Origin of the sequence: Variovorax boronicumulans NBRC 103145 (genome assembly GCF_001591345.1) — a bacterium.
Taxonomy (GTDB): domain Bacteria; phylum Pseudomonadota; class Gammaproteobacteria; order Burkholderiales; family Burkholderiaceae_C; genus Variovorax; species Variovorax boronicumulans.
In genome coordinates this window covers 21,244-33,320 of record NZ_BCUS01000070.1, presented here as the reverse complement: position 1 = coordinate 33,320, position 12,077 = coordinate 21,244, and the positions used below count along the sequence as shown (strand labels likewise).

The following is a 12,077-nucleotide window of genomic DNA, read 5'->3' as shown; positions in this document are numbered from 1 at the left end:
GCCTTCACCGCCGCGGGCGACACCGCCGCCGACGAGGCGCGCGAGATGGCGCTGCGCCTGGCCGAGATGGACTGCGCCATCGATGCGGTCGAAGCCACCGAGCTGCAGTCGCTGCGCGCCCAGGCGCGCGGCGAGCCGCACGGCATCCGGCCCTCGATGGGCAAGGTGATGGGCTCCGAGCTGCGCCAGCGCCTGACCGAGCTCGGCGTGGAGATCGCCGCGCACTACGCGGCGGCTGATTTGCCGCTGGACGACGGCCTGCAGGGCGCGCTCGCCGTGCCCGAGGAGGCGGTGTTCTCGATGTCCGCCTACCTCAACGACCGCGCCGCGTCGATCTACGCGGGCTCGAACGAAGTGCAGCGCAACATCATCGCGGCGCAGTTGCTGCAATCACGCTGAGGCCCGTTTTTCATGACCACCCTCACCGACCAAGACGACACCCTCGCGATGCTGCGCGACAGCCTCGCGCGCTACCTCGACGACCAGCACGGCTTCGAGCAGCGCCTCCATGCGCTGGCTGCCGCCGACGATGCACCGCCGCCGTTCTGGCAAGGCCTGGCAAGTGACCTGGGTCTGCTGGGCGCGGCCCTGCCCGAATCGCAGGGCGGGCTGGGCCTCGGCCTGGCCGCGCACCTCGCGCTGCTGCCCACGCTGGGCGGCGCGCTCGCGGCCGAGCCGTATCTTTCGACGCTGGTGATCGGCGCCGGCCTGCTGCAGCGCCACCCGGGCGCGATGTCCGATGCGCTGCTCGCGCGCGTTGTCGCGGGGCAGGCCGTGTTGGCCTTCGCGCACGACGAGCCGCACAGCCGCCACGCACGCGACGACGTGCGCACGACGCTCGTGCGCGAGGCCGACGGCCGGCTGCGGCTCGACGGCCGCAAGGCCGTGGTGCAGGCCGCGCCATGGGCCAGCCATGTCATCGTCACGGCGCGCAGCGACAAGGGCCTGTCGTTGCTGGTCGTGCCCAAGGACGCGCCCGGCGCGCAGCTGCGCGCCTACCGCACACGCGACGGCGGCCGCGCGGCCGACATCGCCTTCGACGCGGTGCGCCTGGAGGCCGATGCCTTGCTCGGCGAGGAAGGCGCAGCGCTGCCGCAGATCGAGCAGGCGCTCGACGAGGCCACGCTCGCGGTCTGCGCCGAGTCCATCGGCATCCTGCGCCGGCTGATGCGCGACACGCTCGACTACGTGCGCCAGCGCAAGCAGTTCGGCGTGTCGATCTCCAGCTTCCAGGTGCTGCAGCATCGGCTGGCCGACATGCACATGGCGCTCGAGCAGGCCGACGCGCTCACCGCCAGCGTGGGCGAGGCGCTGGCCACGGGGGCCGACGCGGCCTCGCGCGCACGTGCCGTGTCGTCCGCCAAGGTCGCGGTCGCCAAGGCCTGCCGCGCCGTGGGGCAGGGCGCGGTGCAGCTGCACGGCGGCATGGGCATGACCGAGGAGCTCGCTGTCGGCCACTACGTGCGCCGCGCCACCCTCATCGAAGGCCAGTTCGGCCCGCCCGCGTGGCACCTGCGCCGCGTGGCGCAGCTGCAGCAACAACAACCCCTCTCACATCACTAACCCCATGACAGCACTGGACGACCGCACGCCGGTCATCGTCGGCGTCGGCGAGATCACGCACCGCACCAAGGAGGCCGCCGAAGGCCTCGAACCCATCGAGCTGATGGCGCGCGCCATGCGCGCCGCCGCTCAGGACAGCGGCGCCGCCGCGCTGCTGGCCGGCCTCGACTCGCTCGACGTTGTCTGCGAGTACTCGTGGCCCTACACCGACGCGCCCGCGCTGCTCAACGCGCGGCTGGGCTGCAGCCCGGCGCGCAGCGTCTACGGCGTCACCGGTGGCGAAGCGCCGGTGCGCTACATCCACGAAGCCGCGCTGCGCATCGCGCGCGGCGAGAGCCAGGTGGCCGCCATCACCGGCGCCGAGGCGCGCTACACGGTCGACGCCGCCGCCAAGCTCGGCATCCCGCTGGACTGGACCCCGCGCGACGACAGCGTGAAGCTGGTGCGCGGCACCGACATCTGCCACCCCGTGGCGATCCGGCTCGGCGCGGCCATGCCGACCACCATCTACCCCTTCTACGAGAACGCCGCGCTCGCCCACTGGGGTCAGACGCCGCGCCAGGCGCAGGACGAGTCGTCGCGCCTGTGGGCGCGCTATTCCGAAGTGGCCGCCGCCAACCCCTACGCCTGGCTGCGCAAGCCCTTCACGCCCGAGGACATCGCCCGCGTCGACGCGGCCAACCGCCTCATTGCCTGGCCCTACACCAAGCACATGGTGGCCAACCCGCTGGTCAACATGGGCGCGGCCGTGCTGCTCACCAGCGTGGGCCATGCGCGCGCACTCGGCATTCCCGAAGACCGCTGGGTCTACGTGTGGGACGGCGCCGCCGCGCGCGAGCCGCGCGACTATCTGCAGCGCGACCAGTACCACCGCTCGCACGCACAAGACCTCGTGATGGAAACCGTGCTCGCGCAGGTCGGCGGCGACGCCTCGGCCTTCGAGATGCTGGAGCTGTACAGCTGCTTCCCCATCGTGCCCAAGATGGCGCGCCGCACGCTGGGCCTCGAACCCGAGGCGCGCATGACCTCCACCGGCGGCCTGAGCTTCTTCGGCGCGCCGCTCAACGACTACATGACACACGCCGCCGCCGGCCTGGTGCGCGCGCTGCGCGCCGCGCCGAAGGGCAAGGCGGCGCTGCTCTACGGACAGGGTGAGTACGTCACCAAGCACCACGCGCTGGTGCTGGGCTCCAGCCCGCCGCCGCAAGGGCTTCCGAAGCCCGACTACGACGTGCAGGCCGCCGCCGATGCGCGGCGCGGTCCGGTGCCGCCGCTGGTGCTGCAGTACGCGGGCGCCGCCACGCTGGAGACCTTCACCGTGGTCTACGGCCGCGACGGCCAGCCTTCGCAGGGCATCGTGATCGCGCGCACGCCGGCCGGCGAACGGCTCATGGCGCGCGTCGAGGCCACGGACGCGGCTTCGCTGAAGGTGCTGACCGACCTCGACCGCAGCCCCGTCGGTTGCAGCGGCACGGTGACGGCGGGTGCGGACGATCTCTTGAACTGGAGCGTGTCATGAGCGCAGTGACTGTCGAACGCCTGCCGGGCCACGTCGCCCTCGTCACCATCGACCGCCCCGAGGCGCGCAACGCCGTCAACGGCGACGTGGCGTCGGGCCTCGAAGCCGCCGTCGATGCCACCGAGGCCGACGACGACATCCGCGCCGTGGTGCTCACCGGCGCCGGTCGCGAGGCCTTCTGCGCGGGCGCCGACCTGAAGGAAGTGTCGGCCGGGCGCGGCAGCGCGCTGCGCACCGAGCGCGGCGGCTTCGCGGGCTTCGTGTACCGCGAGCGCAGCAAGCCGTGGATCGCCGCCGTCAACGGCAAGGCGCTGGCCGGCGGCACCGAGCTCGTGCTGGCCTGCGACCTCGTCGTGGCCGTGCGGCAGGCCGCCTTCGGCCTGCCCGAGGTGCTGCGCGGGCTGATCGCCGCGGCGGGCGGGCTGTACCGGCTGCCGCGCGCCATTCCGCCGAACATCGCGCTCGAGCTGATCCTCACGGCGGGGCAACTCGATGCCGAGCGCGCGCACGGCTTCGGCCTGGTCAACCGCCTCGTGGCCGACGTCGAGGGGCTGCGCGAAGCCGCGCTGGCGCTGGCCGCCGAGATCGCGCGCAACGCCCCGGTGGCGGTGCGCCAGAGCCTGCGCGTGGCGCGCGAGGCGAACAGCGGGCTCGACGAGGCCGCGCTGCGCGCCCTCACGCGCGATGCCTTCGAGCGCGTGGCCGCGAGCGAAGACTTCAAGGAAGGCCCGCGCGCCTTCATCGAAAAACGCGCGCCGCGCTGGAGCGGCCGCTGAACAAGAAAGAGACAGCCATGCCCGACAGCGAAGCAGACGACGACATCCTCATCGACCGCAGCCGCGCAGGCATCGCACTGCTCACACTGAACCGCCCGGCGCGCCTCAACGCACTGAGCCAGCCCACCGTGCGGCGCCTGTGTGCAGCGCTCGACGCATTGGCGAAGGACGACAGCGTGCGCGTGCTGGTGTTCACCGGCGCCGGGCGCGGTTTCTGCGCCGGCTGGGACCTCACGACGCCGCTCACGCGCCGCAATGACCAGCCGCTCGAAGGCGAGCCCTCGGTGGCCGACCTGATGGCGGGGCAGGAGCTGTTCGCCGGCATGGTGCGGCGGCTGCGCGCGCTCGACAAGGTGGTGATCGCCGCCGTCAACGGCGTGGCCGTGGGCGCGGGCTTTGCGCTCACGCTGGGCGCCGACATCCGCGTGGCCGCGCGCTCGGCGTCGTTCCATGTGGGCGCGGTGCGCATCGGCCTCACGGCCGGCGAGTGCGGCATCAGCTACCACCTGCCGCGCCTGGTGGGCGCCTCGCGCGCCTTCGAGCTCATGCTCACGGGCCGCCCCGTGCCGGCCGACGAGGCCGAGCGCATCGGCCTGGTCGCCGCGCTGGTGGACGACGAAGCCCTGCTGCCGCGCGCGCTCGCCATGGCCGCCGACGTGCTGCGCAACAGCCCCTACGCCACGCGCCACACCAAGCAGCTCATGTGGGCCAACCTCGAGGCACCGAGCCTCGATGCTGCGCTCGAGGTCGAGAACCGCGCCCAGGTGCTGGCGCTGAAAACCGAGGATTTCCGCGAGGCCGCCGCCGCCTTCGCGGCCAAGCGCGAGCCCGTCTTCACGGGGCGCTGAAACGTCTTTCCGCGCTTTCGTCGCTTCCGACGATGCGACGCCGGCGCCCGCGCGCCAAGATGCCTTCACACAACAGGCCGCCGGGTGCGCGCCAGAGGAGACACACATGGCAGGACCCCTGAAAGGACTTCGGGTCGTCGAGATGGCCGGCATCGGCCCCGGCCCCTTTTGCGCGATGCTGTTCGCCGACATGGGCGCGGAGGTGCTGCGTATCGCGCGCCCCGGCACGCGGCGCGACCCGCACGACATCCTGGCGCGCGGGCGCAGCACCTGGGAGGTCGACCTGCGCGCCCCCGACGCCGCCGCGCCGGTGCTCGACGCCATCGCGCGCGCCGACATCCTCATCGAGGGCTTCCGCCCCGGCGTGATGGAACGCCTGGGCCTGGGCCCGGCCGAATGCCTGGCGCGCAACCCGCGCCTGGTCTACGGCCGCATGACCGGCTGGGGCCAGCACGGCCCGCTGGCGCACGCGGCCGGCCACGACATCAACTACATCGCCATCAGCGGCGCGCTGCACGCCATCGGCCGTTCGGGCGAGGCGCCCGTGCCGCCGCTGAACTACGTGGGCGACTTCGGCGGCGGCGCCATGCTGCTGGCCTTCGGCCTGCTGGCCGCGCTGCACGAGGTCAAGGCCTCGGGCCAGGGCCAGGTGGTGGATGCCGCCATGACCGACGGCGCCGCCCTGCTGTCGGCCATGATGTACGGCTTCAAGTCGGCCGGCCAGTGGAGCAACCAGCGCGGCGAGAACCTGCTCGACGGCGGCGCCCACTTCTACGACACCTACGCCTGCGCCGACGGCAAGTACGTGGCCATCGGTTCCATCGAGCCGCAGTTCTACGCGCTGCTGCGCGAGCGCTGCGGCCTGGTCGACGACCCCGCCTTCGATGCCCAGATGGACGCCGACCGCTGGCCGCTGCTCAAGCTGCGCCTGGCCGACGTGTTCCGCACCCGCACGCGCGACGAATGGTGCGTGCTGCTCGAAGGCAGCGACGCCTGCTTCGCGCCCGTGCTCGACTGGGACGAAGCCCCGCAGCACCCGCACAACGTGGCGCGCGGCACCTTCGCCACCGTGGGCGGCGTGGTGCAACCCGCGCCCGCGCCGCGCTTCAGCCGCACCGCGCCGGTCGTGCCGCCGGCCGTGTCGCCCGACGACGGGCCGGCGCTGCTCAAGCGCTGGGGCGCGGCAGCGCCCGTGGCCGAAGCACGCTGACGTCCTTGTTTTCCGGGCATGCGCGTTCGCGCATGCATGGCATTTCCGCACCGCACCGACAGGAGCCTTGTCCATGCCCACCACGCCACCGCCGCTGTACCTCACGCAGGCCCTGCACCGCGCCATGCAGTGCAGCCCGCGCGCCGTCGCCACCGTGTTCCAGGGCCGCACGCGCACGTACGGCGAACTCGGCGAGCGCGTCGCGCGCCTGGCGGGCGGGCTGCGCCGCCTGGGCGTGCAGCCCGGCGACCGCGTGGGCGTGCTCGCGCTCAACGCCGACCGCACGCTGGAGTACTACCTGGCCGTGTGGTGGGCCGGCGGCGTGGTCAACCCGGTCAACACGCGCTGGAGCGTGGCCGAGATGGCGCACTCGCTCGACGACTGCGCGACGCACATCCTGTTCGTCGACGACCAGTTCCTGGCGACGGCGGACGCGCTGCGCGCCGCCGCGCGCGCCGTCACCACCTGGGTCTACATGGGCGAGCGCCAGGCGCCCACGGGCATGACGGACTGCGAAGCGCTGGTCCGCGAGAGCGAGCCCGTGCCCGACGCGCTGCGCGGCGGAGACGACCTGGCCGGCGTGTTCTACACCGGCGGCACCACCGGCCGGCCCAAGGGCGTGATGCTCAGCCACGCGGCGCTGGTGATCAACGCGCAGGTGTCGATGCTCGGCGCGTTCTTCGACGACAGCGCGCGGCTGCTGCAGGTGGCGCCGCTCTTTCACCTGGCGGGGCTGTCGTTCCTGCTGCGCGGCGTGCTCATGGGCTGTGCGCAGATCATCCTGCCGGGCTTCTCGGTGGACGGCATGCTCGCCGCCATCGAGCGCGACCGCGCCACCAACCTCATGGCCGTGCCCGCGATGCTGCAGATGCTGGTGGACGACCCGCGCACCGCGCAGGCCGACCTGTCGAGCGTGCGCTTCGTGGGCTACGGCGCCTCGCCCATCACCGAGGCGCTGCTGGAGCGCGCCTTCGCGACCTTCCCGCAGGCCGAGTTCGCGCAGGGCTACGGCATGACCGAGCTGTCGGCCGGCGTGAGCTACCTCACGCGCCACTACCACTCGCCCGAAGGCCGCAAGCTCGGCAAGCTGGCCTCGGCCGGGCAGGCGCTCTCGGGCATCGACCTGCGCGTGTGCGACGGCGACGGCCGCGAGGTGCCGCGCGGCACCGTGGGCGAGCTCACGGTGCGCAGCCCGTGCGTGATGCAGGGCTACTGGAACCTGCCCGAGCAGACGGCCGCCGCGTTGCAGGGTGGCTGGATGCACACCGGCGACGCGGCCCGCATGGACGACGACGGCTTCGTCTTCATCGTCGACCGCTACAAGGACATGATCGTGAGCGGCGGCGAGAACATCTACTGCGCCGAGGTCGAGGGCGCGCTCGCGCGCCACCCCGCCGTGGCCGCCGCCGCCGTCATCGGCGTGCCCGACGAGCGCTGGGGCGAGGCCGTGCATGCGGTGGTGGTGCGCAAGCCCGGCACCGACGCGGATGCTGAGGCGCTCATCGCCCACTGCCGCGAATTGATCGCGGGCTACAAGTGCCCGCGCAGCGTCGCGTTCGTCGACGCGCTGCCGATCTCGGGCGCCGGCAAGGTCATGAAGTACCGCCTGCGCGAGCCGCACTGGGCCGGCCACGCACGCCGGGTTGCCTGACGAAAAAACCACCAAGGAGACGACACCCATGTTCCTCACCCAGCCCCTGCACAAAGGCCGCCGCGAGAAGGCCCGCGAAACCGCCGTGGTCTGCGGCAACCACCGCCTGGACTTCGCGACCCTCACCGACCGCGTGGCGCGCCTGGGCGCCGTGCTGCAGCAGCTCGGCATGGCGCGCGGCGACCGCGTCGGCATGATGAGCCTGAACTCGCACCGCTTCGTCGAGTTCTTCTTCGGCACCTGGTGGGGCGGCGGCGTCATCAACCCGGTGAACATCCGCTGGAACCCGAAGGAGGTCGCCTACTCGCTGGACGACTGCGACACGCGCATCCTGCTGGTGGACGACCTGTTCGCGCCCATGGCCGGCGAGCTGCGTAAGCTCTCGACCTCGCTGCGCACCGTGGTGTACTGCGGCGACGGCCCGGTGCCCGAGGGCATGGTCGGCTACGAGGCGCTGCTGGCCGACGCGCAGCCCATCGACGACGCCCCGCACAGCGCCGACGAGCTGGCCGCCATCATGTACACCGGCGGCACCACCGGCCGGCCCAAGGGCGTGATGCTCACGCACGGCAGCCTCTACATCAACGCGTTGAGCTCGGTGGCCGCGGTGCCGCGCGAGACGCGCAACGCCGCCGTGGTCATCGCCGTGCCCATGTTCCATGTGGCCGGCTGCGGGCTGTCGCTGCAGAGCATCCTGCGGCTGGTGCCGCAGCACGTGGTGCCGATGTTCGACGAGGTGGCGATCCTGCAGGCCATCCAGGCCGCGCGCGCCACCGAGATGTTCCTCGTGCCCACCATGATCAAGCGCGTGATCGAGCACCCGCGCTTTGCCGAGTTCGACCTCTCGAGCCTGCAGATGCTGCTGTACGGCGCCGCGCCCATCGACGTGGCGCTGCTCGAGCAGGCCATGGCCGCGCTGCCGGCCACCAGCTTCTCGCAGGCCTACGGCATGACCGAGCTGTCGCCCACCGTGGCCGTGCTGATGCCGCACTTCCACCTGCCCGGGCCCGACCGCAACCGCCTGCTGCGCGCGGCCGGCACGCCGGTGCCCGTGGCCGAGATCCGCATCGTCGACGGCGAGGACAACGAGGTGCCCCCCGGCCAGGTCGGCGAGATCGTCGCGCGCGGCCCGATGGTCATGAAGGGCTACTGGAACAAGCCCGCCGAGACCGAGGCCGCGCTGCGCGGCGGCTGGATGCACACCGGCGACGGCGGCTACATGGACGAACACGGCCTGCTGTTCGTGGTCGACCGCATGAAGGACATGATCGTGAGCGGCGGCGAGAACGTGTACTCGGCCGAGGTCGAGAACGCCATCGCCCAGATGCCGCAGGTGCTGATGTCCGCCGTCATCGGCGTGCCCGACGACAAGTGGGGCGAGCGCGTGCATGCGGTGATCGTGCTGCGCGAAGGCATGCCGCTCACGGCCGAAGACGTCATCGCGCATTGCCGCGACCAGATCGCCAACTACAAGTGCCCGCGCAGCGTGGAGTTCCGCGATGCGCTGCCGCTGTCGGCCGCGGGCAAGCTGCAGAAGTTCCAGCTGCGCGAGCCTTTCTGGGCCGGTAAAGAGCGCCGCGTCGGCTGACCCCATTCCCCTCATTCCAAGACACTGAAGGACACCCCATGCCCATCGATTTCCGCCGCTCGTGGAGCGACGAAGAACTGGAGCTGTACCGCGACAACGTCGTGCGTTTCGTCGAGACCGAAGTCGTGCCGCACGACGAAGAGGCGCGCAAGCGCGGCCACGTCGGCCACGAGGTGTGGCGCAAGGCCGGCGCGCTCGGCCTGCTGTGTTCCGACATCCCCGAGGCCTACGGCGGCGCGGGCGGCGACTTCCGCCACGAGGCCGTGTTTTACGAGGAGAAGGCGCGCCGCGCGCTCAGCGGCATGGCCAGCTCGGTGCACACCATCGTGGCGCACTACTTTTTGAACCACGGCACCGAAGAACAGAAGCAACGCTACCTGCCGCGCATGGCGCGCGGCGAGCTGGTCGGTGCCATCGCCATGACCGAGCCTGGCGCCGGCTCCGACCTGCAGGGCGTGCGCACGCGCGCCGAGAAGCAGCCCGACGGCAGCTACCGCATCCGCGGCTCCAAGACCTTCATCACCAACGGCTTTCTCGCGGGCGTGGTGCTGGTCGTGGCCAAGACCGACCCGACGCAGGGCGCCAAGGGCACCTCGATCCTCATCGTCGAGACCGAGGGCTGCGAGGGCTACCGCGTGGGCCGCGTGCTCGACAAGATCGGCATGAAGGCGCAGGACACCTCCGAGCTCTTCTTCGACGACGTGCACGTGCCGGCCGAGGCGCTGCTCGGCGGCCAGGAAGGGCAGGGCTTCTTCCAGCTCATGAGCGACCTGCCGTACGAGCGCACCATCATCGGCGTGAACGCGCTCGCCACCATGGAAGGTGCCTACCAGGCCACGCTCGACTACGTGCGCGACCGCAAGGCCTTCGGCAAGCCGATCGCCGAGTTCCAGAACACCAAGTTCAAGCTGGCCGAGATCGCCACGCAGATCAAGGTCGGCCGCGCCTTCATCGACCGCTGCGTGGAAGACCTCGTGGCCGGCAAGCTCGACACCGCCACCGCCTCCATGGCCAAGCTCTGGGCCTCCGAGACGCAGGGCCGCGTGGTCGACGAATGCCTGCAGCTCTTCGGCGGCTACGGCTTCATGACCGAGTACATGGTCGCGCGCATGTACGCCGACGGGCGCGTGCAGCGCATCTACGGCGGCACCAACGAGATCATGAAAGAAGTGATCTCGCGCGCGCTGTGACGGCGATGAACGACGTGCTGCAGATCGAGCGGCGCGGCGAGGTCGCCTGGCTCACGCTGAACCGCCCCGAGCGCCTGAACGCGCTCGACCCGGTGCTGGTGCGCGCGCTGCGCGAGTACTTCGAGGGCCTGAGCGCGCGCAGCCCCGAGCGCGTGGTCGTGTTGCAGGCCGCGGGCCGCGCCTTCTGCGCCGGGCTCGACCTGAAGGAACAGGTGGGCGGCGAAGACCTCGGCGTGGCCGACATGCTCGAACAGCAGAAGGGCATCCGCGACATCATGCTGGCCATGCGGCGCTGCCCGCAGCCCATCGTCAGCGTGGTGCAGGGCGCGGCCAGCGGCGGCGGCTTTGCGCTCGCGCTGGCGTCCGACGTGCGCCTGGCCACGCCCGACGCGCGCATGAACGCCGCCTTCATCCGCATCGGCCTGTCGGCCTGCGACGTGGGCGTGAGCTACTTTTTGCCACGCATGGTGGGCAGCTCGGTCGCGGCCGAGTACATGCTCACCGGCCGCTTCATGGACGCGCAACGCGCCTATGCACTGGGCCTCGTGAGCCGCGTCGACGCGCTGCCCGCGCTGCAGGCCGAGGCGCAGGCGCTGGCCGACGACATGCTCAACGCGACGCCCGTGGCGCTGCGCCTGACCAAGGAGGCGCTGGGCATCGCCGTGGACGCCGGCAGCATGGAAGCGGTGATTGCCATGGAAGACCGCAACCAGGTGCTGTGCACCCAGACCCGCGATTTCCGCGAAGGCATGAGCGCCTTCCTCGAGAAGCGCGCGCCCGTCTACACGGGGCGCTGAGCTTCATCCCGAATTTCAACGGACCGCACACAAGGATTTCCATGACCCTCGACGACCTGATGTTCAAGCCCGGCCTGCTGGCCGGCCGCCGCTACCTCGTGACCGGCGGCGGCAGCGGCCTGGGCCGCGTGATGAGCGAGGCGCTGCTGCTGCTGGGCGCCCACGTCTACATCTGCGGACGCCGTGCGCCCGTGCTCGAAGAAACCGCGGCCGAGTTGATGCACCTGCACGGCGGGCGCGTGACGCCCAAGACCTGCGACATCCGCCACGACACGCAGATCACCGAGATGCTCGATGAAATCTGGGCCGACGGCGGCGCGCTCGACGGCCTCGTCAACAACGCCGCGGGCAACTTCGTGAGCCGCACCGAAGACCTGTCGCCGCGCGCCTTCGACGCCATCTCGAGCATCGTCTTTCGCGGCAGCTTCTGCATGACGCTCGAATGCGGCAAGCGCTGGCTGGCCGAAGGCAAGGCCGCGTCGGTGCTGTCGATCCTCACGACCTGGGTGTGGAACGGCTCGCCCTTCACCGTGCCTTCGGCCATGTCGAAAGCCGGGCTGCACGCCATGACGCAGTCGCTCGCGGTCGAGTGGGCCGGGCGCGGCATCCGCTTCAACGCCATCGCGCCGGGCCTGTTCCCCACCGAGGGCATGAGCGCGCGCCTGAACCCCGGCGGCGGCGAGCACAAGGCCGAGCGCAACCCGATGGAACGCAACGGCCGCATGCCCGAGCTGGCCAACCTCGCGGCCTACCTGCTCGGCCCGGGCTCGGAGTACGTCAACGGCCAGACCATCGCCATCGACGGCGCGCAGTTCCAGGCCACGGGCGGGAATTTCTCGCGCATGTCGCAGTGGCAGGACGAGGACTGGCAGCGCGCGCGCGAGCACATCGCGGGGCGCGACGCGCAGGACAAGCGGCAGCGGCTGGCGGCCTGA

11 protein-coding genes are annotated in these 12,077 nt (G+C 71.6%); all 11 read left to right on the top strand.

All coding sequences use genetic code 11. From position 1 onward, the window contains the following. A partial coding sequence (locus VBO01S_RS19730) for an acyl-CoA dehydrogenase family protein (protein ID WP_303621482.1) occupies positions 1-399 on the top strand: 399 nt, incomplete at its 5' end. A 12-nt stretch (positions 400-411) separates the two neighbouring features. Further along, a complete protein-coding gene (locus VBO01S_RS19725) occupies positions 412-1,563 on the top strand; it encodes an acyl-CoA dehydrogenase family protein (RefSeq protein ID WP_062478210.1) in 1,152 nt (383 codons plus the stop codon). Positions 1,564-1,567: 4 nt separating this feature from the next. Beyond that, a complete protein-coding gene (locus tag VBO01S_RS19720) occupies positions 1,568-3,082 on the top strand; it encodes an acetyl-CoA acetyltransferase (protein WP_062478206.1) in 1,515 nt (504 codons plus the stop codon). Next, positions 3,079-3,858 carry an enoyl-CoA hydratase-related protein gene (locus tag VBO01S_RS19715; RefSeq protein ID WP_062478203.1) on the top strand — a complete coding sequence of 260 codons (780 nt, stop codon included), beginning with the start codon at positions 3,079-3,081 and terminating at the stop codon, positions 3,856-3,858. The genes VBO01S_RS19720 and VBO01S_RS19715 overlap by 4 nt, the downstream gene beginning before the upstream one ends. A 17-nt stretch (positions 3,859-3,875) precedes the next feature. Next, positions 3,876-4,706 (top strand): enoyl-CoA hydratase/isomerase family protein, encoded by an 831-nt coding sequence (locus VBO01S_RS19710; RefSeq protein ID WP_062478200.1) that lies wholly within the window; start codon positions 3,876-3,878, stop codon positions 4,704-4,706. Between the two features lie 106 nt (positions 4,707-4,812). Continuing rightward, entirely contained in the window at positions 4,813-5,916 is a 1,104-nt protein-coding gene (locus VBO01S_RS19705; RefSeq protein WP_062478197.1) for a CaiB/BaiF CoA transferase family protein, read from the top strand. 73 nt (positions 5,917-5,989) lie between these two features. After that, positions 5,990-7,567: an acyl-CoA synthetase gene (locus VBO01S_RS19700; RefSeq protein ID WP_255221151.1), complete on the top strand. Its 1,578-nt coding sequence runs from the start codon at positions 5,990-5,992 to the stop codon at positions 7,565-7,567. Then, positions 7,560-9,155, top strand: a complete 1,596-nt coding sequence (locus tag VBO01S_RS19695; protein ID WP_255221150.1) for a long-chain-fatty-acid--CoA ligase — start codon at positions 7,560-7,562, stop codon at positions 9,153-9,155. Before VBO01S_RS19700 ends, VBO01S_RS19695 begins: the two co-directional genes overlap by 8 nt. A gap of 38 nt (positions 9,156-9,193) precedes the next feature. Next, positions 9,194-10,345, top strand: coding sequence for an acyl-CoA dehydrogenase family protein (locus tag VBO01S_RS19690; protein ID WP_062478190.1), 1,152 nt, complete (start codon positions 9,194-9,196; stop codon positions 10,343-10,345). A 5-nt stretch (positions 10,346-10,350) separates the two neighbouring features. Continuing rightward, entirely contained in the window at positions 10,351-11,142 is a 792-nt protein-coding gene (locus VBO01S_RS19685) for an enoyl-CoA hydratase/isomerase family protein (RefSeq protein ID WP_062478187.1), read from the top strand. A gap of 41 nt (positions 11,143-11,183) precedes the next feature. Continuing rightward, on the top strand, positions 11,184-12,077 hold the full coding sequence (locus VBO01S_RS19680) for an SDR family oxidoreductase (protein WP_062478185.1): 894 nt from the start codon (positions 11,184-11,186) through the stop codon (positions 12,075-12,077).

Coding starts and splice junctions, on each gene's coding strand:
- VBO01S_RS19715 (WP_062478203.1), top strand. CDS start 3,079: ATGAGCGCAGTGACTGTCGAACGCCTGCCGGGCCACGTCGCCCTCGTC.
- VBO01S_RS19680 (WP_062478185.1), top strand. CDS start 11,184: ATGACCCTCGACGACCTGATGTTCAAGCCCGGCCTGCTGGCCGGCCGC.
- VBO01S_RS19705 (WP_062478197.1), top strand. CDS start 4,813: ATGGCAGGACCCCTGAAAGGACTTCGGGTCGTCGAGATGGCCGGCATC.
- VBO01S_RS19690 (WP_062478190.1), top strand. CDS start 9,194: ATGCCCATCGATTTCCGCCGCTCGTGGAGCGACGAAGAACTGGAGCTG.
- VBO01S_RS19725 (WP_062478210.1), top strand. CDS start 412: ATGACCACCCTCACCGACCAAGACGACACCCTCGCGATGCTGCGCGAC.
- VBO01S_RS19700 (WP_255221151.1), top strand. CDS start 5,990: ATGCCCACCACGCCACCGCCGCTGTACCTCACGCAGGCCCTGCACCGC.
- VBO01S_RS19720 (WP_062478206.1), top strand. CDS start 1,568: ATGACAGCACTGGACGACCGCACGCCGGTCATCGTCGGCGTCGGCGAG.
- VBO01S_RS19685 (WP_062478187.1), top strand. CDS start 10,351: ATGAACGACGTGCTGCAGATCGAGCGGCGCGGCGAGGTCGCCTGGCTC.
- VBO01S_RS19710 (WP_062478200.1), top strand. CDS start 3,876: ATGCCCGACAGCGAAGCAGACGACGACATCCTCATCGACCGCAGCCGC.